This is a genomic window from Lentzea sp. NPDC055074 (assembly GCF_053608005.1).
Genome location: NZ_JBSGUQ010000012.1, coordinates 138695 through 162354, shown reverse-complemented (window position 1 = coordinate 162354; position 23660 = coordinate 138695). Strand labels below are relative to the sequence as shown.

General features: G+C 70.1%; 28 protein-coding genes. 18 read left to right on the top strand and 10 right to left on the bottom strand.

What is annotated here, in order from left to right; translation table 11 throughout:
* Window positions 1-35 precede the first annotated feature (35 nt).
* Entirely contained in the window at window positions 36-1070 is a 1035-nt protein-coding gene (locus tag ACWF7A_RS26275; RefSeq protein ID WP_452253149.1) for an FAD-dependent monooxygenase, read from the top strand.
* Here ACWF7A_RS26275 and ACWF7A_RS26270 read toward each other — a convergent pair.
* Both ACWF7A_RS26270 and ACWF7A_RS26265 read right to left on the bottom strand, forming a co-directional pair.
* Entirely contained in the window at window positions 1027-3624 is a 2598-nt protein-coding gene (locus ACWF7A_RS26270) for a BTAD domain-containing putative transcriptional regulator (protein ID WP_452253148.1), read from the bottom strand. The genes ACWF7A_RS26275 and ACWF7A_RS26270 overlap by 44 nt on opposite strands.
* 4 nt (window positions 3625-3628) lie before the next feature.
* Window positions 3629-4423, bottom strand: coding sequence for a helix-turn-helix domain-containing protein (locus ACWF7A_RS26265; protein ID WP_452253147.1), 795 nt, complete (start codon window positions 4421-4423; stop codon window positions 3629-3631).
* A 76-nt stretch (window positions 4424-4499) separates the two neighbouring features.
* Here ACWF7A_RS26265 and ACWF7A_RS26260 point away from each other — a divergent pair, with 76 nt between their 5' ends.
* The 3 genes from ACWF7A_RS26260 to ACWF7A_RS26250 are packed head-to-tail and all read left to right on the top strand — an operon-like array spanning window position 4500 to window position 6734.
* On the top strand, window positions 4500-4898 hold the full coding sequence (locus ACWF7A_RS26260; protein ID WP_452253146.1) for a DUF2000 family protein: 399 nt from the start codon (window positions 4500-4502) through the stop codon (window positions 4896-4898).
* Window positions 4899-4921: 23 nt separating this feature from the next.
* A complete protein-coding gene (locus tag ACWF7A_RS26255) occupies window positions 4922-5500 on the top strand; it encodes a Pr6Pr family membrane protein (RefSeq protein WP_452253145.1) in 579 nt (192 codons plus the stop codon).
* Between the two features lie 28 nt (window positions 5501-5528).
* The gene (locus tag ACWF7A_RS26250) at window positions 5529-6734 is read left to right on the top strand and encodes an MFS transporter (protein ID WP_452253144.1); all 1206 of its coding nucleotides are present in this window, start codon (window positions 5529-5531) and stop codon (window positions 6732-6734) included.
* Here ACWF7A_RS26250 and ACWF7A_RS26245 read toward each other — a convergent pair.
* Together ACWF7A_RS26245 and ACWF7A_RS26240 are read right to left on the bottom strand one after the other, a co-directional pair.
* Window positions 6644-7471, bottom strand: a complete 828-nt coding sequence (locus ACWF7A_RS26245; RefSeq protein WP_452253143.1) for an alpha/beta fold hydrolase — start codon at window positions 7469-7471, stop codon at window positions 6644-6646. The two genes, ACWF7A_RS26250 and ACWF7A_RS26245, sit on opposite strands and share 91 nt — an antisense overlap.
* Entirely contained in the window at window positions 7468-8151 is a 684-nt protein-coding gene (locus tag ACWF7A_RS26240) for an SRPBCC domain-containing protein (protein WP_452253142.1), read from the bottom strand. The genes ACWF7A_RS26245 and ACWF7A_RS26240 overlap by 4 nt, the downstream gene beginning before the upstream one ends.
* 137 nt (window positions 8152-8288) lie before the next feature.
* Between ACWF7A_RS26240 and ACWF7A_RS26235 the strand changes: the two genes are divergently transcribed.
* Window positions 8289-8873: a DUF998 domain-containing protein gene (locus ACWF7A_RS26235; RefSeq protein ID WP_452253141.1), complete on the top strand. Its 585-nt coding sequence runs from the start codon at window positions 8289-8291 to the stop codon at window positions 8871-8873.
* Window positions 8874-8931: 58 nt separating this feature from the next.
* On the opposite strand, the gene ACWF7A_RS26230 is transcribed toward ACWF7A_RS26235, so the two are convergent.
* Window positions 8932-9156: a zinc-ribbon domain-containing protein gene (locus tag ACWF7A_RS26230; RefSeq protein ID WP_319966184.1), complete on the bottom strand. Its 225-nt coding sequence runs from the start codon at window positions 9154-9156 to the stop codon at window positions 8932-8934.
* Window positions 9157-9241: 85 nt separating this feature from the next.
* On the opposite strand from ACWF7A_RS26230, the gene ACWF7A_RS26225 reads away from it, so the two are divergent.
* Genes ACWF7A_RS26225 through ACWF7A_RS26195 form a run of 7 tightly spaced genes read left to right on the top strand, consistent with a single transcriptional unit; the run spans window position 9242 to window position 14418 of the window.
* On the top strand, window positions 9242-9742 hold the full coding sequence (locus ACWF7A_RS26225) for a GNAT family N-acetyltransferase (protein ID WP_452253140.1): 501 nt from the start codon (window positions 9242-9244) through the stop codon (window positions 9740-9742).
* Between the two features lie 36 nt (window positions 9743-9778).
* On the top strand, window positions 9779-10369 hold the full coding sequence (locus tag ACWF7A_RS26220; RefSeq protein WP_452253139.1) for a hypothetical protein: 591 nt from the start codon (window positions 9779-9781) through the stop codon (window positions 10367-10369).
* A 4-nt stretch (window positions 10370-10373) separates the two neighbouring features.
* On the top strand, window positions 10374-10580 hold the full coding sequence (locus ACWF7A_RS26215) for a BON domain-containing protein (RefSeq protein ID WP_420843949.1): 207 nt from the start codon (window positions 10374-10376) through the stop codon (window positions 10578-10580).
* The gene (locus tag ACWF7A_RS26210; protein ID WP_452253138.1) at window positions 10577-11296 is read left to right on the top strand and encodes a metallophosphoesterase family protein; all 720 of its coding nucleotides are present in this window, start codon (window positions 10577-10579) and stop codon (window positions 11294-11296) included. Before ACWF7A_RS26215 ends, ACWF7A_RS26210 begins: the two co-directional genes overlap by 4 nt.
* Window positions 11293-13053, top strand: a complete 1761-nt coding sequence (locus tag ACWF7A_RS26205; protein WP_452253137.1) for a thiamine pyrophosphate-requiring protein — start codon at window positions 11293-11295, stop codon at window positions 13051-13053. Before ACWF7A_RS26210 ends, ACWF7A_RS26205 begins: the two co-directional genes overlap by 4 nt.
* Complete coding sequence (locus ACWF7A_RS26200) at window positions 13050-14000, top strand: TIGR03557 family F420-dependent LLM class oxidoreductase (RefSeq protein WP_452253136.1); 951 nt, start codon at window positions 13050-13052, stop codon at window positions 13998-14000. The genes ACWF7A_RS26205 and ACWF7A_RS26200 overlap by 4 nt, the downstream gene beginning before the upstream one ends.
* A 40-nt stretch (window positions 14001-14040) precedes the next feature.
* Window positions 14041-14418, top strand: coding sequence for a hypothetical protein (locus ACWF7A_RS26195; protein ID WP_452253135.1), 378 nt, complete (start codon window positions 14041-14043; stop codon window positions 14416-14418).
* Between the two features lie 84 nt (window positions 14419-14502).
* On the opposite strand, the gene tuf is transcribed toward ACWF7A_RS26195, so the two are convergent.
* Window positions 14503-15684 (bottom strand): elongation factor Tu, encoded by a 1182-nt coding sequence (tuf, locus tag ACWF7A_RS26190; RefSeq protein WP_452253134.1) that lies wholly within the window; start codon window positions 15682-15684, stop codon window positions 14503-14505.
* A 206-nt stretch (window positions 15685-15890) separates the two neighbouring features.
* Window positions 15891-16760 (bottom strand): LysR family transcriptional regulator, encoded by an 870-nt coding sequence (locus tag ACWF7A_RS26185; protein ID WP_452253133.1) that lies wholly within the window; start codon window positions 16758-16760, stop codon window positions 15891-15893.
* 70 nt (window positions 16761-16830) lie between these two features.
* On the opposite strand from ACWF7A_RS26185, the gene ACWF7A_RS26180 reads away from it, so the two are divergent.
* From ACWF7A_RS26180 to ACWF7A_RS26155, 6 genes are all read left to right on the top strand, one after another.
* Complete coding sequence (locus ACWF7A_RS26180; RefSeq protein ID WP_452253132.1) at window positions 16831-17826, top strand: FAD-binding oxidoreductase; 996 nt, start codon at window positions 16831-16833, stop codon at window positions 17824-17826.
* 5 nt (window positions 17827-17831) lie between these two features.
* Complete coding sequence (locus tag ACWF7A_RS26175; protein WP_452253131.1) at window positions 17832-18452, top strand: response regulator; 621 nt, start codon at window positions 17832-17834, stop codon at window positions 18450-18452.
* Window positions 18453-18523: 71 nt separating this feature from the next.
* The gene (locus ACWF7A_RS26170; RefSeq protein WP_452253130.1) at window positions 18524-18895 is read left to right on the top strand and encodes an ATP-binding protein; all 372 of its coding nucleotides are present in this window, start codon (window positions 18524-18526) and stop codon (window positions 18893-18895) included.
* Window positions 18896-18911: 16 nt separating this feature from the next.
* Window positions 18912-19937 (top strand): PAS domain-containing sensor histidine kinase, encoded by a 1026-nt coding sequence (locus tag ACWF7A_RS26165; protein ID WP_452253129.1) that lies wholly within the window; start codon window positions 18912-18914, stop codon window positions 19935-19937.
* Window positions 19934-20302 carry a response regulator gene (locus tag ACWF7A_RS26160; protein WP_452253128.1) on the top strand — a complete coding sequence of 123 codons (369 nt, stop codon included), beginning with the start codon at window positions 19934-19936 and terminating at the stop codon, window positions 20300-20302. Before ACWF7A_RS26165 ends, ACWF7A_RS26160 begins: the two co-directional genes overlap by 4 nt.
* Before the next feature lie 103 nt (window positions 20303-20405).
* Window positions 20406-20789, top strand: a complete 384-nt coding sequence (locus tag ACWF7A_RS26155) for an STAS domain-containing protein (protein WP_452253127.1) — start codon at window positions 20406-20408, stop codon at window positions 20787-20789.
* An 18-nt stretch (window positions 20790-20807) separates the two neighbouring features.
* On the opposite strand, the gene ACWF7A_RS26150 is transcribed toward ACWF7A_RS26155, so the two are convergent.
* From ACWF7A_RS26150 to ACWF7A_RS26140, 3 genes are read right to left on the bottom strand one after another with little or no spacing between them, the layout of a single operon-like run.
* Window positions 20808-21953 (bottom strand): glycosyltransferase, encoded by a 1146-nt coding sequence (locus ACWF7A_RS26150; protein WP_452253126.1) that lies wholly within the window; start codon window positions 21951-21953, stop codon window positions 20808-20810.
* 21 nt (window positions 21954-21974) lie between these two features.
* Complete coding sequence (locus ACWF7A_RS26145) at window positions 21975-23051, bottom strand: nucleotide disphospho-sugar-binding domain-containing protein (protein WP_452253125.1); 1077 nt, start codon at window positions 23049-23051, stop codon at window positions 21975-21977.
* A gap of 32 nt (window positions 23052-23083) precedes the next feature.
* Window positions 23084-23599, bottom strand: a complete 516-nt coding sequence (locus ACWF7A_RS26140; RefSeq protein ID WP_452253124.1) for a TetR family transcriptional regulator — start codon at window positions 23597-23599, stop codon at window positions 23084-23086.
* Window positions 23600-23660 lie beyond the last annotated feature (61 nt).

The following is a 23660-nucleotide window of genomic DNA, read 5'->3' as shown; positions in this document are numbered from 1 at the left end:
CGTTCGGTCAGCGGCCCGGCGTTGCATTCCCGAGCATGGACGTACTGATCTCGGGAGCGGGAATCGCCGGGCCCGCACTGGCCTGCTGGCTGACGCGTTTCGGCATCACCGCGGTGGTGGTGGAACGCGCGCCGTCGTTGCGCGAAGGCGGCCAGGCGGTCGACTTCCGCGGCGAGGCGCACCTGTCCGTGCTGAGGCGGATGGGCGTGCTCGACGCGGTCGTGCGGGCGCGGACGTCTCCGCGCGACATGGTGTTCCGAGGCGTCGACGGACGGGAAAGGGCGCGGCTGCCCGGCTCGTTCACCGCGGGGGACGTCGAGATCCTCCGCGGCGACCTCTCGCGCCTTCTGTACGACCACACCGCCGCCGACGTGGAGTACGTGTTCGGCGACTGGATCACGTCGCTGCACGACGACGGTGAAGGCGTCGACGTGACGTTCGCACGCGGGCGGTCGCGGCGGTTCGACTTCGTGGTCGGCGCGGACGGGATGCGGTCCGGCGTGCGGCGGCTGGTCTTCCCCGAGTACCGGCCCAAGTTCCAGGGCTACTACTTCGCGATCTGGGACGCCGAGGGCGACGACCACGACCTGACGTGCTCGCCCGGTGTGCTCACGGCACCGGGATGGCTGATGTACAAGTCCTCCGTGCCGCCCGAGCTGATGCCCGAGGAGATCGTGTCGCCGGACGTCTACTTCGACTCGATCAGCCAGGTCCGGATGCCCGCGGTGAGCGCGGGACGGGTCACGCTGATCGGCGACGCAGGGTACGGGTCCACGTTGGGCGGCATGGGAACCGGGCTCGCGGTCGTCTCCTCCTACGTGCTGGCGGGGGAGCTGGCGGCGGGAGGCGACGCCTTCGCCCGCTACGAGGCCCTCATCGGCCCCTACGCGCGCGGCTGCCAGGGCAACCCCGGGCCGTTCCTCGCGCCGGGCAGCAGGCTCGGGATGTGGGTGCGGGACCGGATGTTCGCCCTGCTGCCGAAGATGCCGATGGTCGCGCGGGCGGACATGCGGGCCGCCACCGCCATCAAGCTTCCCGAGTACGCAACAGTTCCTCGAGCACCTCGTTGACTTGGTCCTTGGCGGCGGCGTGCATCCACCCGAACCCGAGCTCCTGCTGTGCCTCGCGCAGCAGGAGCTCCGCTCGTGCCGGGTCGCCCCGCCGTCGGGCGATCTTGGCGAGACCGGTGTTCGCGAGCGCGCGGGTGGCGGTCAGCCCCGCCTCCGTCGCCTGGTCCAGGGCCTGGAGGTAGTCGCGTTCCGCCGCGGCCTCGTCGATGTCCAGCAGCCGGTCCGCGCGTCGCCCCAGCAGCTCGGCGAGCTCTTCCTTCGCACCTAGTTCCGCGACGACCCGGAGCGCCTCCTCGGTCAGCGCCAGTGCCTCCGCCGGGTCCTCGGTGAGGTTGGCCAGGATGTCCAGGACCTGCGCCGAACCCCAGCGCTCGCCCAGGTCCTGGAACCACCGAAGCGCCTCGCGGGACTGCCGGACCGCCCGCGCGCGGTCCCCGGTCGCGGCCCAGGTGGTGTAGGCGTTGCTGAAACCCATGAGGCCCTGGATCCACGGGTCGTCGCTGCGCTCCACCTCGTCCTGCAACGCGGTGCGCGGGGCGGACGGGTCGGGCGGGCCGCTGAGCATGGCCCACGCGATGAGCACGAACGGTTGCCGGATGGGGCCGCGCAGTTCGAGAAGCTTCTCCTGCACGCGTTCCGGGGCCGCCAGAGCGAGCAGGACGGTGTACTCCTCTGTGGACTGCTCGGGCACGCGGGCCAGCAGTTCCTGTGCCACGCCTCGGACTTCCGCGCGGTTGCCCTTGACGTACCAGTACCAGGAGAGGTCGCTGACGAGCCGCAACGCGCGGTCCGGTTCGAACGCCGTGGTCCAGGAGACGGCCTGCATCAGGTTCGCGTGCTCGGCGGTCAGCCGGGCGAACCACCGCACCTGGTCCCGGCGGCGCAGCTCGGGATCCGCGCGCCGGGCCAGGTCGTGGAAGTACGCGGCGTGGGCGGCGTCGACGCGCTTGTGCCGCGAGCAGAACTCGCGGATGGTCTCCAGCATCCGGTAGCGCCCGTCGCTCGCCTCCACCAACGACTTGTCCACCAACGCGTCGAGCGTCTCGAGGTCGTGCCGGCAGACCTCCTCGACGGCCTCCAGACTCGCCCCGCCGCCGAACGTCGCGAGGCACGCGGCCAGGTCGCGCTCGTCCTCGGTCAGCAGGTCCCAGCTCCACTCCACGACGGCCCGCAACGTCTGGTGGCGGGGCGCGGCGGCCCGGTTTCCCTTGGTGAGCAACCGGAAGCGGTCGTTCAGGCGGTCGGCGATCTCCGCGGTCGTCAACGTGCGCGTGCGCGCCGCGGCCAGCTCGATCGCGAGCGGCAGGCCGTCGAGCTCCCGGCAGATGTCGATCGTGTGCTGGTCCTTCACGAACGCGGGGTTCACGAGCCGGGCGCGGTCGGCGAACAGCGCCACGCTCTGCTCGGGGTCGAGCGGCGGCACCGGGCACAGCGTCTCACCGGTGATGCCGAGCGCCTCGCGGCTCGTGGCGAGCACGCGCAACGACGGGCACGTGCTGAGCAGGTGCTGGGCCAGCCGGGCGGCCTGGACGACCAGGTGCTCGCAGTTGTCGAGGATCAGCAACGTGTCGCGCTCGCGCAGCGCCAGCGTCAACCGCTCCTCCGGCTCCAGCACGGTCTCCTTGAGCCCCAACGCCTGCAGCGTCGCCGCCGCCACGTCCTTGGCCGGCGCGAGGTCCACGAAGATCGCGCCGGGACCGGCGGCCTGCAACGCGAGCCTCGTCTTGCCCGCGCCGCCGGGCCCGGTGAGGGTGATGAGCCGGGAGGACAGCGAGGCGATCCGCGCGAGCTCGGCCTGCCTGCCCACGAACCGCGTCAGCTGCGCCGGGAGCTCGCGGTGGGTCTGGCCGCGCAGGATCTGCAGGTGCACGGCGCGGAGTTCGGGCGACGGGTCGGTGCCCAGCTCGTCGGCCAGCAGCGCGCGGGCGTCCTCGAACGCCTGCAGCGCTTCTGCCTGCCGCCCCTGCTGGTGGAGCGCCTGCATCAGGAAGCCGCGCAGCCGTTCGTCCAACGGGTTCTGCCGCACCAGGTCCTGGATCTCGGCGACGTCGGCCTTGCCGAGCCGGATCCGTGCCGCGACCAGCGACCCTGTGGCCGCGGCACGGTGCTGCTCCAGACGGGTCGCGTGGTCCGGCAGGACGACGTCGGCGAGCGCCGGGCCGCGCCAGAGCTGAAGTGCTTCGGACAAGAGGGATTCCGCCGCCTGCGGGTCGCCCTGCTCCAACGCCTGCCGCCCGTCCGCGCTCAAGACGGCGAACCGGTGCGCGTCGACCTGGGACGCGGGCAGTGCCAGGCGGTACCCGGCCGGGTGGAACTCGATGAGCGCCGCGTCCCCGAGCGCTCGGCGCAGGCGGGAGACCTGGCCCTGCAAGGCGTTCGCGGCGTCCGACGGCGGTTCGGACCCGTAGAGCTCGTCGACCAACCGGCCGAGCGGGACGATCTCGCCCACCCGGATCGCCAGCAGCGCCAGCAGGGTGCGCGGCCGGGGGCCACCCACCGCGATCCTGCCGTCCGGGGAGTGAGCCTCGACGGGCCCGAGAATGCCGACGTGCACGGTGTCAGCGTACGAAGCGCCCGGGACTCGTACCCAGCACACGCCGAAAATGGCGCGTGAGGTGCGACTGGTCGTGGAACCCGGCCAGCGCCGCCACCTCCGCGGCGGGCCGTCCCTCGACCAGGTAGCCGCGCGCGAGATCGACCCGGCGGCCGGTCAGGTACTTGTGCGGCGGCAACCCGAACCGGCGGCTGAACGCCCGCACGAGGTGCGTCGGGCTGGTCTGCAGCTCCGCGGCGGCCTCCGCCAGCGTGATCCCGGACGGCAGCGAGGCGTCCAGCAGCTGCCGCAACCGGTCGGCGAGCGTGGGGTCCGCGTGCACGGCGGGCGCGGTGCCGGCGAAGTGGTGCCGGAGGCGTTCGGTGATCAGCGAGAGCCGGCTGGCCGCCTCGAACGGTTCGTCCAGCACCAGGTGCAGCTGGTGGATCCGGTGGCGCAGCAGCGGATCAGGGAGCATCGGGGTGTCGACGGCCTTGCCGATCAGGTCGTCCGGCAGCGCCGAGTCGTCCAGGTAGAGCACGCGCTTGCGGAAGCCCGTCGGATACGCGGACCGGCCGTCGTGCGGCACGTGCGGTGGCAACAGCGTGACACCGGAAACGAGCGCGCCGTGCTCGTGACGGTCCAGTTCGTACCGGACGGCACCGGTGTCGAGCACCATCAACGTCCACGCGTCGTGCGTGTGCGTGGGGTAGACGTGCGTGGTGAACGACGCGTGGAAGGCCTCCCGCACGCCCTCGACAGCCGGCCGCCAGGCCGAGCATTTTTCGCGCGCCTCTTCTGTGCTGGTTACGCGTGTCATGTACCGCTCCACGCGGTGACGCTCATGTCAGAAACGTACAAGACGCCTGACCGGAGTGCCCGCGATCGTTGTGTCCATGTTCGACACCAAGATCGCTGTGCTGCTGCGGGACGACCTGGCGGGCTGGCAAGCCCTGAACGTCACCGCCTTCCTCGTCAGCGGCCTGCCCGAAACGCTTCGCGGCGAGCCCTACGTCGACGCCGACGACGTGCGCTACCTCTCGATGTTCGGCCAGCCCGTGGTCGTCCTGCAGGGCGACGCGGACCTGCTCAAGAAGGCCCACGGACGCGCGCTCGGCCGCAGCCAGCCGATGACCATCTTCACCGCGGACCTGTTCGCGACGGGCAACGACGACGACAACCGCGCGGCCGTCCGCAAGGTGCACACGCAGGACCTCGACCTCGTCGGCATCGCGGTCCACGGCCAGAAGAACGCCGTCGACAAGATCTTCAAGGGCGCCCGGATGCACCCCTGACGAAAACGGGTTCTAATGCCCGAGTGATCAAGCTGCTCCGGATGGCCGTGTTCCTGCTGGTGCTTTCGGCGGAGGTCTACCTGGTCGTCGTGCTGGGGGAGAAGTTCCGCCCGGCCGACCACTTCAGCTACTTCACCGTGCTCTCGAACGTCTTCGCGGCGGTGGTCGCGCTGCTGGGCGTGTTCGGCACGGTGTCGGCGCAGATCAGGGGCGCGGCCGTGCTCTACATGGGCACCACGGGCATCGTGTACTGGCTGCTGCTGCGGGGCATCGACGTGCAGACGCCCGCCTACGCGAACTGGGTGCTGCACACCATCGTCCCGATCCTCGTGGTCGTGGAGTGGTGTCTCGCGCCGGAACGCACCCGGCGGGCGTGGCTCTGGCTGTCGTTCCCGCTGGCCTACCTGGTGTACACGCTGGTCAGGGGCCCGATCGTGGGCTGGTACCCGTACCCGTTCATGGACCCGCGCGGCAACGGCTACGGCGAGGTGCTCGTGAACTGCCTCTTCGTCACGGTCGTCTTCGTCGTGCTGGCGTTCGCGGTGTCCTGGGCGGGCAACAAATTGGCCCAGAAACGAAGTGCCTCCTTGTCCCACAGGTAGGGCCAATATCCGCCCTACGGTCTAGGACATGACCAGGCGACTCGCGTACGCACAGCTGACGAACTCGATCGGCGACGGCGGCTTCCTCGTCGTCTCGGCCCTCTACTTCACGCAGGTCGTCGGCCTGAGCGCGGCGAAGGTCGGCCTCGCGCTGACCCTCGCGTGGGGAGTCGGGGCCGTCGCGGGCGTCGCGCTGGGACACCTCGCCGACCGCCTGGGCCCGCGCACCACCGCCGTCGTGCTCGCCACCGCGACGGCCACGAGCATCGGCGTCCTGCTCTTCACGCGCAGCTTCGCCGCGTTCGTCGTGGTCATGTGCCTGTACGCGAGCTTCCAGAGCGGCCTGCAGGCGTCCAGGCAGGCCCTGCTCGCCGGCCTCACCACGCCGGAGGAACGCACACGGGCACGCGCACGCATCCAGTCGACGGCCAACGCGGGCATCGCGATCGGTGCGGCGGCGGGCGGGTTCGCGCTGCACCTCGCCACCGAGGCCGCCTACATGGCCGTGTTCGTGCTCGACGTCGTCGCGTTCCTCATCGCCGCGGCCATCCTCAGCACGCTCCCGGAGACCGTGATGACCAAGGCCAAGGGCAGGTTCGACGTTCTCAAGGACCGCCCGTACGCCCTGATCACGCTGATCAACGCCGTGATGCTGCTCTACATGCCGCTGCTGAGCCTGATCATCCCGCTGTGGATCGTGCAGCGCACCGAGGCGCCGACGTGGCTCGCGGCCGGGTTGCTGGTGCTCAACACCGCGGCCGTCGTGCTGTTCCAGGTCAGGATCGCCCGCCGCGCCGACGGCCTGCACAAGGCCTCGAAGCTCGTCGAGCACGCCGGACTGGTCATGCTCGCGTCCTGCGCGGTCTTCGCCACCACGGCGTTCAGCCTCGGCGCCTGGCCCGCGGCGGCCCTGCTGATCGTGGCCGCCGCGTTGCAGGTGCTCGGCGAGATGATGCTCGCCTCGGGTGCGTGGGAGATCAGCTTCTCCCTCGCGCCCGCCGACCGGCAGGGCCAGTACCAGGGCTTCTTCGCGACCGGAACGGCCGTCGCGCGCATGGTCGGCCCCGCCCTGCTCACCACCGTCGTGCTCGGCTGGGGCGCCGTCGGGTGGCTCGCGGTCGGCGGGCTCTTCGTCGTGGCCGGTTACGCGATGGGGCCCGCGGTGCGCTGGGCCCGCGAGAAGAACTCCACCAGCTCCGGCGCCATGACCGACGACTTGTACATGTGCGTCTGACCGGGCAGCGTCCGGTACTCCGCGTCCGCCCCGAGCACTTCCGAGACGTTCTTCATGGCGTTGCGGAGGTACTCGGGGCTCTTGCCGCCGTCCATCGCGAGCGTCGGCACCTTCACGTTCCAGCGGTTCACCGGAAGCTTCGAACCGCGGCCGTCCTCGCCGAGGATCGTGAGGTCCCACGGCAGCGTGTGCGCGACGAGCTTGAGCTTCTTCCACATGGGGGTCAGCTTCATGATCGCGACACCGAAGCCGGGGGTGCCGACCATCTTCATGAACGTCGAGAGCATGCCGGACCGGTCGCCACGCGCCAGCATGTCGTTCATCTGCCGGACGATGTCCGCGGGCCGGGGCTTGTACGTGTCGTCCACGACGAACGGCGCCTCGTAGATCGCGAGCCGGGAGATGGACGGCAGGCGTGAGGCCGCTTCGAGAGCCAGCACCGCGCCCGACGAGACGCCGAAGACGAACGCGCTGCCGCCGGCCTCCTTGATCACGGCGTCGATGTCCTCGACCTCGCGCTCGAGCGACCACGGCGTCGCGCCGTCGCCGGTCTCGCCGCGGCCGCGCCGGTCGTACGTGTAGACCGTGAAGTTCTTGTCCAGCACCGACGCGAGCTCGGTCGTCGGGCCGAACATGCGGTGGCACATCGCGCCGTCCACGATGACCAGCGCGGGCCCGGACCCGGTGATCGAGTAGGCGACCTCGGTGCCGTCGGCGGAAGTCGTGAAGCGCGTCATTTCTGCTCTCCCAGCGTGCTGTCGAGGAAGTCCTGCCAGTCCTGTTCGGACTCGTCGCCCTCGAAGATGGTGTGTGCGGCGATCACCGGCCCGAAGAACCCGCGCATGAAGCGGTACATGCCGCGGTCGGTGCGCAGGGCGATCGTGTGCGCGTTGCGGTGGAACTCGACGGCGTCCGGGAGCTTCTCGGCGAGCGCCGCGTCGAGCTTCTTCCAGGCCTCGTCCCAGTCGCTGATCATCGGTCCGAAGACCGTGAGCGGACGGGCCGTGCGGCCGGGGAAGTGCGTCAGGTACTCGAGCAGCGTGCGGCGGAACAGCGCGCCGCCCAGCGTCATCGCCTCGAACTCGTCCGCCCAGTCGTCGCCGGGCAGGAAGCCGCTCGTGACCATCCGCAGCACCGTGCTGCTGTGCTCACGGCCCTCGACGAGGAACTCGTAGGCGATGAACCGGCCGTCTGGCGCCTTGCCGCTGTCGTAGGCGAAGTGGCGCGGTTCTTCCGACGCGGTGACCTCGCTCGTCGGCTCGTACCCGCCGAAGGTCATCTTGACCTGGCCGTTCGCCACCTCGTTGCGGCCCATGAACCACGAGTCGATGCCCGGTCCTGTCGCGATGGCCGTCCAGACGTCCTCGACGGACGCCGGCACCTCGATCTTCTCGGTGCTCGTGAACTCGTGGCCCATCTGCTCTCCCCTTCTGGTTCGTGGATGGTCTCATCCTGCTCCCGACAATTCCTCTCGTCAAGACAGTGAGACTGGTCTTGACAAAAAAACTTGTCGGTGATTCCGTTCTCGTCATCACCGAACCTCTGGAGGAGTCCATGTCCCGCATCGCGTGTGGCGTCGTCGCCGGCCCGCTCTACCTCGTCGCCGGGTACGCCCAGGCGTTCACCCGACAAGGCTTCGAACTGGCGAAACACCCGTTCAGCATGCTCAGCCTCGGCTCGCTCGGCTGGATCCAGATCGCCAACTTCGTCGTCAGCGGAGCGCTGTTCGTCATCGCCGCGACGGGCATGGCGAGGCACACGCGCTGGGGAGCGAGGCTGATCGGCCTGATGGGCGTGGGGATGATCCTCGGCGGGGTGTTCGTCGCCGATCCGGCCATGGGGTTCCCCGCCGGAGCGCCCGAAGGCCCACCGGCGGCGCTCTCGTGGCACGGCGCCCTGCACGCGGCCGCGTTCGGGCTCGCGATGATCGGCTGGATCGGGGCGTGCTTCGTCTTCGCGCGTAGGCTCGGAGGATGGCTGGCGGTGATGAGCGGCCTGACGGGCGTGCTGCTGGTGGTGCCGATGGCGTTCCTGGGCAATCCCGGCGGGACGGTGCTGCTCTACGTGGTCGCGACGATCGGCTGGCTGTGGACCTCGATCGTGTCCCTGAGGCTGAGCCGGCCTGCCTTCTCGAGCTGATCTGCCCGGAGTGCGGGCGCGTCACCACCGACGAGCACGCGCCCGGTTGCGAGGCCTGTCAGACGAGCTGATGCGCGTGCATCTTGCTGATGTCGTAGGAGACGCCGCAGAAGGTGCACTGCAGCCCGTACCTGCTGCTGATCGTGAACAGCGGGATGAAGAAGATGGTCGGCTTCGTGTAGCGCCGGAAGAGGTTGTGCGCGGACTGGTGGTGGCAGTGCCCGCACACCAGCGTCAGCATCCGCAGCTGCTCGATCGTCGTCCGCCAGCCGAAAATGACCATCTGCTCTCCCTTTGTCCGTTGTTCTTCTGACGTGCGGGGTGCCCCCTGAGTTGCAGGCGGACCCCTGAATTCGGAAGGTGGACGGGTGGACACCCTGCTGCGGCCCTGGACCCCTGACGACGCTCCGGTCATCCTCGCCGCGGCGGGCGAGGAGATGATGGCCCGCCAGTTCACCGCCCCGATCGACTCGCTTGCCGCCGCCGAGGACTGGATCGCGCTGCTCACGGCCCGCCGCGACGACGACAGCGCCTACTCGTTCGCCGTGCTGCACGAGGGAGTGCCGGTGGGCAACGTCGCCGTGTCGAGCGTGGAACGCCGTCACCTCACCGGGTGGATCTCGTACTGGATGCGGGAGGAGGCGCGGGGCCGGGGGCTCGCCACGAAGGCCTGCGTCGCGGTCAGCGAGTTCGCCTTCTCCGAGCTCGGCCTGTTCCGGCTGGAGCTCGCCCATCGCCTGGACAACCCCGCTTCCTGCCGTGTCGCCCAGGGGGCCGGTTTCGCCGTGGAAGGCGTCGAACGGGCCCGGTTGCTCTACGACGGCGTCCGCTACGACACCGAGACCCACGCGCGGCTCGCGACGGACTGAGGTTCACCTCGCGATCAGCCGGGTAACCGGGAGCGCATGAGCGACGTGCAGGCCGAGCTGCTGATGACTTTGACCAAGGTCGCGAAGGTCTTACGTGGAGCGGAGATCCCGTTCGCCCTGACCGGCGGTTGTGCCGGATATGCGCGCGGAGGGCCCGTGAGTGAGCACGACGTCGACCTCCTGGTGAAGGAGGAGGACGTCACCGAGGCCGTGCGGGTGTTGGTGGAGGAAGGACTGCGCGGCGCGGAGCCGCCGGAGGACTGGCTGCTGAAGGTCTACGACGGCGACTCGCTGGTGGACCTGTTGTTCCGGCCCAACGAACGGCCGGTGACCGACGAGGTCCTCGCGATGGCGGAGGACATGCCGGTCGGTTCGGTGATGCTGCCGGTCATGCCGGCGACGTTCGTGCTGAGCAGCAAGCTGCTCGTGCTGGACGGGCACCGCTGCGACTTCAGCGAGCTGTTGCCGTTCGCGCGGGCGTTGCGAGAACAGATCGACTGGGACCAGGTGCGCGAGGAGACCAAGAACTCCCCTTATGCGGAAGCGTTCCTGATGCTCGTCGAACGTCTGGACATCATCGGGAGGGGTCATGAGTTCCGAGCAGTACCTGGCGGCAAATCTGCGTAGGGCGGTGGCCGAGGACCCTCGGACCGCCGAGCTGGGCGTCCGGGTCACCGTGCGCGGTGACCACGTGATGCTCTCCGGCGACGTGGCCTGCGCGGAACGCCGCGCCGCGCTGGAGGAGGTCCTGCACGAGGCCGCCCCCGAGCTGACGATCTTCAACGACGTGCGCGTGACACCTGCGGGCGAACCGGAGGGTGAGGAGGACCTGCGATGATCCGAGTGGCTGCGGTCGGGGACATCCACCTCGGCGAGGACATGCGCGGGCACCTGCGGCCGGCGTTGGAGAAGGTCGGCGAGCACGCCGACATCCTGCTGCTGGCGGGTGACCTCACCCGGCACGGCACGGTCGTCGAGGCCGAGGTCGTCGCGGACGAGTTCGCCGACCTGCCCGTGCCCGTGGTCGCCGTGCTGGGCAACCACGACCACCAGGACGACAAGCCGCTCGAAGTCACGAAGACTTTGCAGGACAAGGGCATTCACGTGCTCGAAGGCACGACGTTCACCCACCGCGTCAACGGCTGCTCGATCGGCATCGCGGGCGTGAAGGGGTTCGGCGGCGGGTTCGCGGGCAAGTGCGGCAGCGCGTTCGGTGAGCGTGAGATGAAGGCGTTCATCCAGCACACCTGCGACATCGCCGAGAACCTGCGGGGCGCACTGTCCGAACTGGACACCGACATCAAGGTCGCGCTGACGCACTACGCGCCCGTGCCGGACACGTTGCGCGGGGAGCCGCCGGAGATCTACCCGTTCCTCGGCTCCTACCTGCTCGGTGAGGCCATCGACGCGACCGGCACGCACCTCGCGGTGCACGGCCACGCGCACTTCGGCACCGAGCAGGGCCTCACGCCGGGCGGGGTGCGGGTGCGCAACGTGGCGCAGCCGATCATCCGGTCCGCGTACACGGTCTACGTGATGGAGGGCAGCTCGTGACGACTGTGGGGGACTTCGTCGTCCAACGCCTGCGCGACTGGGGTGTGCGGCAGGTGTTCGCGTATCCCGGCGATGGCATCAACGGGATCGTGGCGGCGTTCGGCAAGGCGGACAACGACCCGAAGTTCATCCAGACCCGGCACGAGGAGATGGCCGCGTTCGCCGCCGTCGGCTTCGCCAAGTTCAGCGGCGACGTCGGCGTGTGCCTCGCGACCAGCGGCCCTGGCGCTATTCACCTGCTCAACGGCCTGTACGACGCGAAGCTCGACCACGTACCGGTCGTCGCGATCGTCGGCCAGACCGCCCGCACCGCGATGGGCGGCAGCTACCAGCAGGAAGTCGACCTGCACTCGCTGTTCCGCGACGTCGCCTCGTTCCTGGTCGACGTCACGGTGCCCGAGCAGCTGCCGAACGCACTGGACCGGGCGATGCGCACGGCCCAGGCCGACCGCGCGCCCGCCGTGCTGATCATCCCGAACGACGTGCAGGAGCAGGACTACGCCGCGCCCAAGCACGAGTTCAAGTACATCCCGTCGAGCCCGCCGTCGCGGCCCTCGTCGACGGTCGTGCCCGCCCTGGACGACGTCCGGCGTGCGGCCGAGGTGCTCAACAGCGGCGAGAAGGTCGCGATCCTGATCGGGCAGGGCGCCCGTGACGCCGCCGAGGAGGTGCGCGCGGTCGCCGACCTGCTCGGCGCCGGCGTCGCGAAGGCGTTGCTGGGCAAGGACGTGCTGCCCGACGACCTGCCGTACGTGACGGGGTCGATCGGGCTGCTCGGCACCCGGCCGTCGTACGAGATGATGCGCGACTGCGACCGGCTGCTGATCGTCGGCTCGAACTTCCCGTACTCTCAGTTCCTTCCGCAGTACGGCAAGGCGCGCGGCGTGCAGATCGACGTCGACGGCCGGGCGATCGGCATGCGCTACCCGACGGAGGTCAACCTCGTCGGCGACGCGCGGGAGACGTTGCGCGCGCTGATCCCGTTGCTGGAGGAGAAGACCGACCGGGCGTGGCGGACGACGATCGAGGCGAACGTCGAACGCTGGTGGGAGGTGATGGAACGGCAGGCGCAGGTGCCGGCCGAGCCCGTCAACCCGATGCGGATCGTCTCCGAGCTCTCGAAACGCCTGCCGCACAACGCGATCGTCACCGCCGACTCGGGTTCGGCGACGAACTGGTACGCACGGTTGCTCAAGATCCGGGGCAACGTCCGTTCCACGCTGTCCGGCACGCTCGCCACGATGGGCTGCGCGGTCCCGTACGCGCTGGGCGCCGCTTTCGCCCAGCCGGACAGGCCGTTGATCGCGCTGGTCGGCGACGGCGCGATGCAGATGAACGGCATGGCGGAGTTGTTGACGCTCAGGCGTTACGGCATCCGTTGCGTCGTCTGCGTGTTCCACAACAACGACCTCAACCAGGTCACGTGGGAGCTGCGCGCGATGGGCGGGGCGCCGAAGTTCGAGGAGTCGCAGACGCTCCCGGACATCTCGTACGCCTCCTTCGCCCGGTCGATCGGCCTGCAGGGCATCGAGGTCAACGACCCGGCGCAGCTCGGCACCGCGTGGGAGACGGCGCTCGCGTTCGACGGCTCGACCGTCCTCGACGTGCGCTGCGACCCGAACGTGCCGCCGATCCCGCCGCACGCGACGTTCGAGCAGATCAAGGACATGACCGAGGCCGTGTTGAGGGGCGACCCCGACGCGTGGGACGTGCTGCGCCGCGGCCTGCAGACCAAGATCCAGGAGTTGCTGCCGTGAAGCTGGGCTATTTCCTTTCCTCGGAAGAACACGGCCCGCGTGAGCTGGTCCGGAACGCCAGGTTCGCCCAGGAGCACGGCTTCGAGGCGTTGTGGATCTCCGACCACTTCCACCCGTGGAACGACGAGCAGGGCCAGTCGCCCTTCGTCTGGGGCACGATCGGCGCGCTGTCGGAGGCCGTGACGCTGCCGATCACCACGGCCGTGACCTGCCCGATCGCGCGCATCCACCCGGCCGTCATCGCCCAGGCCGCCGCCACCGCGGCCGTGCAGACCGAGGGCCGTTTCGTGCTCGGTGTCGGCAGCGGCGAGGCCCTGAACGAACACGTGCTGGGCGACCGCTGGCCGTCCGCCGGCGTGCGGCTCGAGATGCTGGAGGAGGCGATCGGCCTCATCCGCACGCTGCACCAGGGCGACGAGGTCACGCACCACGGCAAGTACTACACCGTCGAGAACGCCCGCATCTACACCGTGCCCGAACGGCCGGTGCCGATCTACGTCTCGGCGTTCGGCCCGAAGGCGGTCCGGCTCGCGGCCCGCTGCGGCGACGGCTACGTGAGCGTCGGCCCGGCCGGCGACCTGGTGGAGCAGTACCGCGCCGAGGGAGGCCGCGGTCCCGCCCAGAGCGGCCTGAAGGTCTGCTACGCGGAGTCCGAAGAGGACGGTGTCGCCACCGCGCACCGCCTGTGGCCCAACGACGGCCTGCCCGGTGAGCTGGCCCAGGTGCTGCCGACGCCCAAGCACTTCGAGCAGGCCTCGGAGCTCGTGACGCCGGAGATGATCGCGAAGGCGATCCCGTGCGGCCCGGACCCCGAGAAGTACGCGGAGAAGGTCAGGGAGTTCGCGGACGCCGGGTTCGACGAGGTCTACGTGCAGCAGATCGGCCCTCGGCAGGAGGAGTTCTTCCAGTTCTGGGCCAAGGAGGTCGTGCCGCTGATCAACACGTGACGACGGGGTTAGGATCGCGGCATGACGAACCGAAAGGGCCATGCCGCGTAGGCGCCCCGTCCGCGAGCAGCGGACCACCCTTCAGATCTCCGGCGTTTCCGCGCCCGCGATGCGCGCGATCGCTTCGTACGAACACAGTCCCGGCGCGATTGCCCGAGCCCTGACCGTCTGGTCGAGGTTCGTGCACGGCCCGCTCCGGGTGATCGCGAGCCACGAGCAGGGCTCCCTGGAATGGATGTGCTGCGACGAGGACGACCCCGGCTGGAGCCGCACGGTCCTGCGTTCGGCCCTGCACGGCCTGCCCGCCAAGGCCGCTCGCGAGCTGAGAGCGCTCGTCCGGCCACTCGACGAGCTGTACCTCACCCGCTCGATTCCCAGCCCCGACACCGCCTTCCTCCGCGAGCTCCTCGACCCGTGACGACAAAAGCGCGGCGGGACAAAGGGGTTGTCCCGCCGCGCTCTGCAAGGCAGCGCGACCACCTTCTCGGGTCGTCACCGCCGCCTAAGCGAGGATCTCGCCGACCGTGCCGGCACCCACGGTCTTGCCGCCCTCGCGGATCGCGAAGCCCAGCCCGGTGTCCATCGCCACCGCCTTGCCCAGTTCCACCGTGACCTCGACGGTGTCACCTGGCAGCGCCAGCGTCCTGTCGAGCTCCACCACCCCGACGACGTCGCCGGTGCGGAAGTGGAACTGCGGGCGGTAGTTCGACGCGATCCCCGTGTGCCTGCCGCCCTCGGCGTGCGAGAGCAGGTACACGGTCGCGCGGAACCGGGTGTGCGGCGCGACGCTGCCCGGCAGGGCCAGGACCTGGCCGCGCCGGACGTCGCCGCGCTTCACGCCCCGCAGCAGGATCGCGGCGTTGTCTCCCGCCTGGGCCTGCTGCATGGGCTTGCCGAACGTCTCGATGCCGGTGGCGACCGAGGTCACCGCCGCGCCGAGACCGAGCACCTCGACGGTGTCGCCGAGGCCGAGCACGCCCCGCTCCACCGCACCGGTCACGACCGTGCCGCGACCGGTGATGGTCAGGACGTTCTCGATCGGCATCAGGAACGGGCCGGAGACGTCGCGCTCCGGCACCGGCACGTGCGTGTCGACGGCGTCGAGCAGCGCCACGACGGACTCCACCCACTCCGGGTCGCCCTGGAGCGCGCGCAGGCCCGAGACCCGCACGACCGGGGTGGCGTCGCCGTCGAAGCCGTACTGGGAGAGCAGGTCCCGGATCTCCAGCTCGACCAGGTCGAGCAGCTCCGGGTCGCTCACCGCGTCCGCCTTGTTCAGCGCCACCACCACGTGCGGCACGCCCACCCGGTGCGCCAGCACCACGTGTTCGCGCGTCTGCGGCATCGTGCCGTCCTCCGCGGACACCACGAGGATCGCGCCGTCCAGCTGCGCCGCCCCCGTGATCATGTTCTTCACGTAGTCGGCGTGGCCGGGCATGTCGACGTGCGCGTAGTGACGCGTGGGCGTCTCGTACTCGACGTGCGCGATGTTGATCGTGATGCCGCGGGCCAGCTCCTCGGGCGCCCGGTCGATCCGGTCGAACGCCGTGAAGGTCGTGCCCGAAGGGTCCTTTTCGGACAGAACCTTGGTGATGGCCGCGGTCAGCGTGGTCTTGCCGTGGTCGACGTGCCCCATCGTGCCGATGTTGAGGTGCGGCTTGGCACGCACGAACTCTTGCTTCATCGCCCTGTTCCTCAGGTGTCACAGCTGGATTTTCAGAACCGCGAACCGCTGCAACCCTCCTCCAGTGGTCCTGAAGGATGGACTGGAGAAGGGTCAGACTCGGGCGCCGTTCAGCTGTGCCGAGGCGACGGCGAGCGCGCACGCGGGGACACCCACGTACGTCTTGTGCTCAGCCGTCAGGAACATGCGTCGATCGTGACAGCCGTCTAGATCGTTGTCATCTGGTTTTTCGCGAGCCCGATCAACGCCCGCGCGGCCGGGCTGTGCGGACCCTCCGCGCGCCACGCGAACGCGAGCCTGCTGCGCGGCGAAGGATCGGTGATCCGCACGGCGTGCAGGTCGCCGGCCATCGACGCCGCCAGGATCGCCGGGCCGAGCCCGCGCTGCGCCAGCGTGACCACCATCGGCGGTGCCGAGGCCTCGAACGCGATCCGCGGCCGTCGCGCACCGCACGCCTCGTCCAGCGCTCCACGCAGTCCCGTGCCCGGCGGCAGGCTGATCAACCCGCGCTCCAGCAGTTCGTCCAGCGGCACGGACTCCCTGCCGCACCAAGGATCCGAAGCGGCGACGGCGGCCACGAGCGGTTCGTCGGCCAGCACCCGCACGGACAACCCCTCCGGCTCCGCGCCCGCGTAACCGACGAGGGCGAAGTCCAGCCGACCATCCACAAGGGACGAGATCAACGAGTCGGAGTTGGCCTCGGACAAGGTGATCTCGACTGCGGGGAACGACGTGTGGAACTCCGCCAGCAGCTCGGGCAGGTCCATGATCCCGCACGACACGACCATCCCGACGCGCACGGCACCGCGCACCAGCCCGGCCATCTCCTCCACGGTCCGCCGCGCCGACTCCACCGAACCCAGCGCCGCCCGCGCCAGTGGCAGCACGGCCGCACCGACGTCGGTCAGCGTGACCGTGCGCCCCGACCGGTCCAGAAGGTCGTGCCCGAGCTCGCGTTCCAGCCGCCGGATCTGCGCGCTGACCCCGGGCTGTGCGACGTGCACCCGTTCCGCCGCCCGCGTGAACGAGCCGGACTCCGCGACCGCGACGAAGTACTCCAGCTGCCGAAGCTCCATAACCAACGATTATAGGAGCGAGCACAACTAGATCTTGGACATATAGTCGCAGGCCAGCGAGGCTGACTACATGCACATCTTCTACCCAGGAGACACCGGTTACGACGAGGAACGCAGTGGTTTCCAGACCGGACTGCGTCACGAGCCGCAGGTGGTCTTCGCCGTGGAGACCGTCCAGGACGTCGAGGAAGCCGTCGGCCACGCCGAGACCCACGGCCTCGGCTACGCGATCCAGACCACCGGCCACGGCCTGACCACGGCGACCACCGGCGTCCTCATCTCCACGAAACGCATGAACCGGGTCGAGGTCGACCCCGCGACGAACACCGCGAGGGCCGAGGCGGGCGCGGTCTGGCAGCAGGTGATCGAGAAGGCGGCCCCGCACGGCCTCGCCCCGCTCAGCGGCGACGCGAGTGACGTCGGCGTCGTCGGCTACACGCTCGGAGGCGGGTTCAGCGTGCTGGCCAGGGAGTTCGGCTTCGCGAGCGACCGCGTCCGCAAGACCGAGAAGGTCGGCGACGTCGTCACCGCGCTGGAGTTCGAGCTCCTGCCCGTCACCGAGGTGCACGCGGGCGAGATGTTCTTCGAGGCCCGGCACGCCGAAGCGGTCTTCGAGGCGTTCCACGGCTGGGACCTGCCCGGCCACGTGACGCCGGCGCTCACCACCCTCGGAGATGTCGTCCGCGTGACCTTCGCGAGCACGAAACCGTTCGACGTCAGCCCTCTCCGCGTCGTGCCGGCGCTGAAGGAGGAGCTCAGCGCCAAGCCCTTCGCCGAGGCGGCGGGCAAGCCGCTGCCCCCGCACGCCTACCAGGGCGACAACGTCCTGGTGAAGGACCTGCCCCTGGACGCACTGCAGCGGGCCAGGGAGATCGCCGACGAGTCCAGCGCCGAGATCTTCCTGGGCGTGATCCCGCTCGGCGGTGCGCTCGCCGGCGACGCCACCCACCTGATCAAACTCATCTCACCGGCGCTCGGCGTCGAGGAGCAGCACGAAGAGGTGTTCGAGGCGGTGCGACCGTTCGTGGCAGGACGGTCGCGGAACTTCCGGTACGCCGTAGGCTGATTCCCATGACCCGAGTGGTTCTCGTGGAGGACCACGACATGGTCGCCGAGGCGATCGGCATGGCACTGGAACGCGCCGGGATCGAGGTGATCGCCCACGCGTCCACGCTCGCGACCGCGCTCGTGGAAACCCGCGAGGGCAGGCCCGACGTAGTCCTCCTCGACCGCAGACTGCCCGACGGCGACGGCACCGCGCTGATCGGTGACCTCGTCGGCACCGGCGCCAAGGTCCTCGTGCTGACCGGCGAGGCGACGGCGTCCGTGGCCGCCCGCGTCGCCGAGGCCGGGGGCGCGGGCCTGATCCTCAAGTCGGCCCGGCTGGACGAGCTGGTGGAGTCCGTGCGCCGGGTCGCCGCGGGGGCGGTCGTGTTCGACCCGAAGCTGCTCGCGGGCGTGCTGGACCGGCTGACGGGCCGGGTCAAGGTCGCCGGCGCGAGTCTCACCGCGCGCGAGCAGGAGACGTTGCTGCTGCTCGCGGACGGCGCGGCCACCGACCAGATCTCGAGCAGGCTCGGCGTCGCCCGCAACACCGCGCGCAACCACGTGCAGCGCGTCCTCGACAAGCTCGGCGCGCGGTCGAAGCTCGAAGCGGTGTCGATCGCCCGCCGAGAGGGCCTGCTCGACTGATGCAGCTGCACCAGACGAGCTGGTTCGCGTGCGTCTGCACAGATCACCGCCGTGGGGTGCACTGTGCTGGAGTGGCTGCGAGCTCGCTCATCGAAGCCGTGTTCTCCCTCCCGGACTCGGATCGGCGCGGAGGCATCGCCCTCGCCCGCGACTTCGCCCGTCGCGTGACTTCGACCTGCGGTTATCGCGGCAGCCACGCCGATGTCGTGCTCGTGGTCAACGAGCTCATCACCAACGCCGTCTGCCACGGCAGCGGCTGTCCCGTCGTGCGCATCTTCGGCGGCGAGGAGAAGGTGCTGGTCGAGGTCTCCGACTACGCGGCCGCCCGCCCGGAACCCCGTGCCGACGGCTGGGGGATCCAGCTCGTCGCGACGCTCGGCGAGAGCTGGGGAGTCGTCGAACGTGCCGGTCAGAAGGTCGTCTGGTGTGAGCTGACGGTCTAGGGACCATGATGAGCCCGTGCAACCGGACGCCTGGGGCGAGAGCGATCTCTTCCCGCTGTTCGTGCAGGGCGTGCGGGACTACGCGATCTTCATGCTGGACCCCGGCGGGCACATCGTGAGCTGGAACCCCGGCGCCGAGCGCATCAAGGGGTATGCCGCCGAGGAGATCATCGGGCGGCACTTCTCGACGTTCTACCCGCAGGAGGACGTGCGGTCGGGCAAGCCCGAGCGGGAGCTCCGGGTCGCGCGGGCCGACGGCACGATCGAGGACGAGGGCTGGCGGGTCCGCAAGGACGGCACCCGGTTCTGGGCGAACGTGATCATCACCGCCCTCCACGACGACACCGGTGAGCTGCGCGGGTTCGGCAAGGTCACCCGCGACATGACCGAACGGCGGCGCGCCGAGCAGCAGCTCACCGACCGGCGCCGGCTGCTCGCCCACCTCGTGGAGGCGCAGGAGCGGGAACGGCAGCGCATCGCGTGGGACGTCCACGACGACACGATCCAGGCCATGGTCGCCGTCGACATGCGGCTGCAGCTGCTCGCCCGCAAGCTGCCCGGCGAGCACCGCGAGGCCCTCGACCAGCTCGACGGCGCGGTCCGCGCCACCATCAGCAGGCTGCGCAACCTGGTGTTCCGCGTCCGCCCGCCCGGCATCGAACGTCAGGGCCTGCGCGACTCGCTGGCCGTGTACCTCGCGGACACGGCCATGGCGGCGGAGATCCGGTACAGGCTCGAACGCGAGCCCGGCCACGACGCGGCCATCACGATCTTCCGCATCTGCCAGGAGGCGCTGACCAACGTCCGCAAGCACGCGCGGGCGTCGTCCACCGTGCTCGAGCTGTCCACTGTGGATCACGGCTTCCTCGTCCGGGTGGTGGACGACGGCGTCGGGATCCCCGACCTCGACCCGAACGCCGGCCACTTCGGACTGATCGAGATGCGGGAACGGGCGGAGGCCGCGGGCGGCTGGTGCACCGCGAGCGCGTCGCAGGGCGGGGGCACCGTCGTCGAGTTCTGGCTCCCGGACGCACGGCCGTGATCGTCCGCGTGCTGATCGCCGACGACGATCCCCTGATCAGGGACGTCCTGCGCGACGTGCTCGACGACGAGCCCGACCTGGAGGTGGTGGCCGTCGCCGCGGACGCCCGCGAGGCCGTTGAACTGGCTGAACGGCACTCACCGATGGTGGTCGTGCTCGACGTGCGGATGCCGCTCGGCGGTGGCCCGCACGCGGCGAACGCGATCCTCCAGCGCGTGCCCGGCGCCAGGATCCTGGCGTTCTCCGCCTACACCGATCCGGGCGCCGTGGACGAGATGCGCCGCGTGGGTGTCACGGACTACCTGGCCAAGGGGGTGCGCAACACCGAGTTGGTCGCCGCCGTCCGGAGGCTGGGCGGACGGTAGGTTGTGATGGGGAAGCAACGGCCGTAACGTCGGGGCGACAGCCGGGTTCAGCAGCGTGCTCGGAGTCCGAGTCTCGTGCGCCTTCGGCCACCGGGGAGTGCTGGTGAACGAAGAACTGTTCAAGGAATCGCCGCTGCTCACAGTCCGCGCTGTGGACGTCGCCGGAGTCGTGGTCATCGCCGTGGAGGGCGAGATCGACGTCGACACCGCCGACGAAGTGCTGGACGCGGTGCGGCTCGGCTTCACCTCCGAGGGCCCGGCCCTGGTCGCCGACCTGTCGCTGGTGAGCTTCTTCGGCTCGACCGGCATCTCCACGCTGATCTCGGCTCACGAGCTGGCCGAGGAACACGGCAAGAAGCTGCACGTCGTGGCGCCGCAACGGGCCGTCCGGCGTCCGTTGCAGGTCACGGGAGTGGCCGACGTCCTCGCGCTGTACGACTCCGTCGACGACGTGCTGGCCGCTCTGAAACCGGTGCCCACCGAGTAGGCACCGGTCCGCATGCCCTCAGCCGGCGAGGTCGGCCAGCTTCGGCACCACCTCGTCGGGTGACGGCATGGCGGCGATCTCCGCGGCGATGCGGGCGTTCGCGGCCTTCACGTCGTTGTCCTGCAACAGCTTTCGTGCGACCTCCTGCACCGCGTCCGCCGTGAAGTCCTCACCGACGAGGCGGCCGCCGAGCCCGGTGTCCGCGACGATCTCGGCGTTGCGGAACTGGTCCGCGCCCTGCGGCAGCACGAGCTGCGGCAGGCCGTTCGTCATCGCGGCCACGGTGGTGCCCGCGCCGCCGTGGTGCGCGACGAGATCTGCGTGCGCGAGCAGATCCGCCTGGGGCACCCACGGGAGCACGTGCACGTTGCCGGGCAGGTCGGTCAGCGCGGACGGGTCTACCTGCGGCCCGGTCGCGACCAGCACCTCGGCGTCCACGCCGGACAGTCCGGTGATGGCGGTCCGCAGCACGTCCGGGTTCGAGAACGCGGTGCCGAACGTCAGGTAGACGAGAGGCCTCTCGTGCCTCACGACCCATTCGGGCAATTCGCCCGGCTCCGCGAACGGAACGGGACGCATCGGAATTCGATCGACGTCCGAGAGGAAGTCGAGGTCCTGCAAAGACGGCGGGAAGACGTCGAGATAAGGCGATCCGAGTCCGTAATGCTGCCCATCCGGCAAGGTGATGCCGAGCTCGGCGACGTACTCCAAAAGGAGGTCGCTCATCGCCTCCGGGACGAGTGTTTCGTCCATCTTGCCGAATCCGTGGCACACCGCCGGAATACCGGCGCGCATCGCGGCGAGGCCGGCTCCCGCGTTGATGACCTCGAAGACGACCAGGTCGGGCTTGTCCCGCTCGAGCACCGGCTCCAGATCGTTCACGAAGGCCCTGGGCAGCAAGGATCCGAACGCGTCGACGGCGGTCTGGCGCAGCATGTCGCGCCGGAACTCGCCCGTGCCGTGCAGTTCGTTGGCCTGGCGGAACGCGGCCCAGATGCTGATGCCCGCGTCCACGACGGTGAAGCCCAGCTTTTCCACGGTCGCGTGGAATCCTGAGTCGACGGCGTACAGAACGTCATGTCCCTGCGCTCGCGCGGCGATCGCGAGCGGGAGTATGGGGTAAACGTGTCCGTGTGAGCCTAGGCTCGAGAAGAGAATGCGCACCCGGTCACATTAGGTGTTCTTCTATTGTCTCGGGAGACTTTCCCACTGTTCAGCTACTTCGTGAGGCGAGGGCATCGCCGCGATCTCGGCGCGCACCTCGCCGGCGGCCCGCTGCAGCTTCGAGTCCTCGATCAACCGGGTGAGCAGGTCCGCCGTGACCTCCCGCGGCTCGGCCCGCAGCCCGGCCCCGCGCCCGGTGATCGCCGTCGCGTGCACCGTCCGGTCACCCGGCCCGGGCTCGACGAGCTGCGGCACCCCGGCCGCGAGCGCACCGAGCAACGTCCCCGCCCCGCCGTGGTGCACGATCCCGTCGCAGAACGGCAGCACCCGCGGGATCGGCACCCACCCGACCGTCCGGACGTTGCCGGGCAGGCCCTCGGTCCGTTCGGGACGGACCAGCACGAACTCGGCGTCCACCTGCTCGGCGGCCTTGACGACGGCCGCCATCATCCGCCCGGCGCCGGGACCGGGCGCGGTGCTCCGGCTGACCAGGATGCGCGGCGTGCCCGAGGGCTCCGCGAGCCACTGAGGCACCTCGCCGTCCCCGCTGTAGGGCACGAACCGCATGCGTTCCCCGCCGGCGAACTCCGCGAGAGAGGGCGGCGCCGTGCGCAGAACCGTTGCGGGAGAACGCACCTCGGCCTTCATCCGCGCGCCGACCGCGGCCGTCAGCACCAGCCCGTCGAACAACGACACGTCGTGGACGATCGACGGCACCCCCAGCGCCGACCCGGCGGCAGCGAGCGGTTCGTGCACCACCACGTCCGGCCTCCACTCGCGCGCGAACGCCCGCAACGGCGCCGTCATCGCGTCACCGACCGTGCCGAACATCCGGGACACGAAGTCGAGCCGGCCGCTGCCGCGCAGCTCCCTCTTGGCCACCAACGGATGCGTGAGCATGATGCGCAGCGCGATCGGTCCGAAGCGGACGTTCGCGGGGACCACGTCCTCGACCCGAAGCCCGGAGTCGCGGACCCGCAACGCCTCCCCGCCCGTCGCGACCGCGACCTCGTGACCCGCCTCGCGCAACGCCAGGGCCAGCGGCATCAACGGGAAGACGTGACCCAGGAGGGGAGCGGAGACCACGAGAACACGCATAGATCCAGGTTAACCACAGGAGACGGAGTGCCTCACGGCTCGACCAGCCGCCGCACCGCGTCCTCGACGGTCCGCCGCCGCTCCACGTGGTCGGTCCCCGCCCCGTTCGACCACATCGCCGCCACCGCCAGCACCAGCTGCAACACGTGCTCCGCGGAGAACCGCGACGACACCAGCCCGGCCTCCTGGGCGGACCGGATCGCCTCCACGTCGCCCGTCCGGCTGACCGAGCCGCGCCGTTCCAGCCGTTGCCAGGCCGCGAGCCGCGCGAACTCGGGGTGCTGGTGCTGCAGGTCGTACAACCGGCCCGCGTACCCCGGCAGGTCGCGGGCGTCGAACTCCACCTCGGCCGCGCCCACCACCTCGGACTGCACGGCGTCGAACAGCTCGTCCTTGCCGCCGTAGTAGTTGTAGGCGAGGCCCGCGGAACACCGGGCGATGCGGGCGATGCGTTCCATCCGCGCCCCGGCGATCCCGTAGGCGGCGAACTCGACGAACGCGGCGTCCAGCAACCGGCGGCGGGTGCGTTCCCGATCGCGGCTGTGCATGAGACCAGGCTATGGCGAAGGGGCCGCACCCCTGAAGAGTGCGGCCCCGGTCCTGCTCGAG

Excerpts from the sequence above, each read along its gene's own strand:
- ACWF7A_RS26275 (WP_452253149.1), top strand. The coding sequence starts at position 36 with ATGGACGTACTGATCTCGGGAGCGGGAATCGCCGGGCCCGCACTGGCC.
- ACWF7A_RS26265 (WP_452253147.1), bottom strand. The coding sequence starts at position 4,423 with ATGACACGCGTAACCAGCACAGAAGAGGCGCGCGAAAAATGCTCGGCC.
- ACWF7A_RS26260 (WP_452253146.1), top strand. The coding sequence starts at position 4,500 with ATGTTCGACACCAAGATCGCTGTGCTGCTGCGGGACGACCTGGCGGGC.
- ACWF7A_RS26250 (WP_452253144.1), top strand. The coding sequence starts at position 5,529 with ATGACCAGGCGACTCGCGTACGCACAGCTGACGAACTCGATCGGCGAC.
- ACWF7A_RS26245 (WP_452253143.1), bottom strand. The coding sequence starts at position 7,471 with ATGACGCGCTTCACGACTTCCGCCGACGGCACCGAGGTCGCCTACTCG.
- ACWF7A_RS26240 (WP_452253142.1), bottom strand. The coding sequence starts at position 8,151 with ATGGGCCACGAGTTCACGAGCACCGAGAAGATCGAGGTGCCGGCGTCC.
- ACWF7A_RS26235 (WP_452253141.1), top strand. The coding sequence starts at position 8,289 with ATGTCCCGCATCGCGTGTGGCGTCGTCGCCGGCCCGCTCTACCTCGTC.
- ACWF7A_RS26230 (WP_319966184.1), bottom strand. The coding sequence starts at position 9,156 with ATGGTCATTTTCGGCTGGCGGACGACGATCGAGCAGCTGCGGATGCTG.
- ACWF7A_RS26220 (WP_452253139.1), top strand. The coding sequence starts at position 9,779 with ATGAGCGACGTGCAGGCCGAGCTGCTGATGACTTTGACCAAGGTCGCG.
- ACWF7A_RS26210 (WP_452253138.1), top strand. The coding sequence starts at position 10,577 with ATGATCCGAGTGGCTGCGGTCGGGGACATCCACCTCGGCGAGGACATG.
- ACWF7A_RS26195 (WP_452253135.1), top strand. The coding sequence starts at position 14,041 with ATGCCGCGTAGGCGCCCCGTCCGCGAGCAGCGGACCACCCTTCAGATC.
- tuf (WP_452253134.1), bottom strand. The coding sequence starts at position 15,684 with ATGAAGCAAGAGTTCGTGCGTGCCAAGCCGCACCTCAACATCGGCACG.
- ACWF7A_RS26185 (WP_452253133.1), bottom strand. The coding sequence starts at position 16,760 with ATGGAGCTTCGGCAGCTGGAGTACTTCGTCGCGGTCGCGGAGTCCGGC.
- ACWF7A_RS26180 (WP_452253132.1), top strand. The coding sequence starts at position 16,831 with ATGCACATCTTCTACCCAGGAGACACCGGTTACGACGAGGAACGCAGT.
- ACWF7A_RS26175 (WP_452253131.1), top strand. The coding sequence starts at position 17,832 with ATGACCCGAGTGGTTCTCGTGGAGGACCACGACATGGTCGCCGAGGCG.
- ACWF7A_RS26145 (WP_452253125.1), bottom strand. The coding sequence starts at position 23,051 with ATGCGTGTTCTCGTGGTCTCCGCTCCCCTCCTGGGTCACGTCTTCCCG.
- ACWF7A_RS26140 (WP_452253124.1), bottom strand. The coding sequence starts at position 23,599 with ATGCACAGCCGCGATCGGGAACGCACCCGCCGCCGGTTGCTGGACGCC.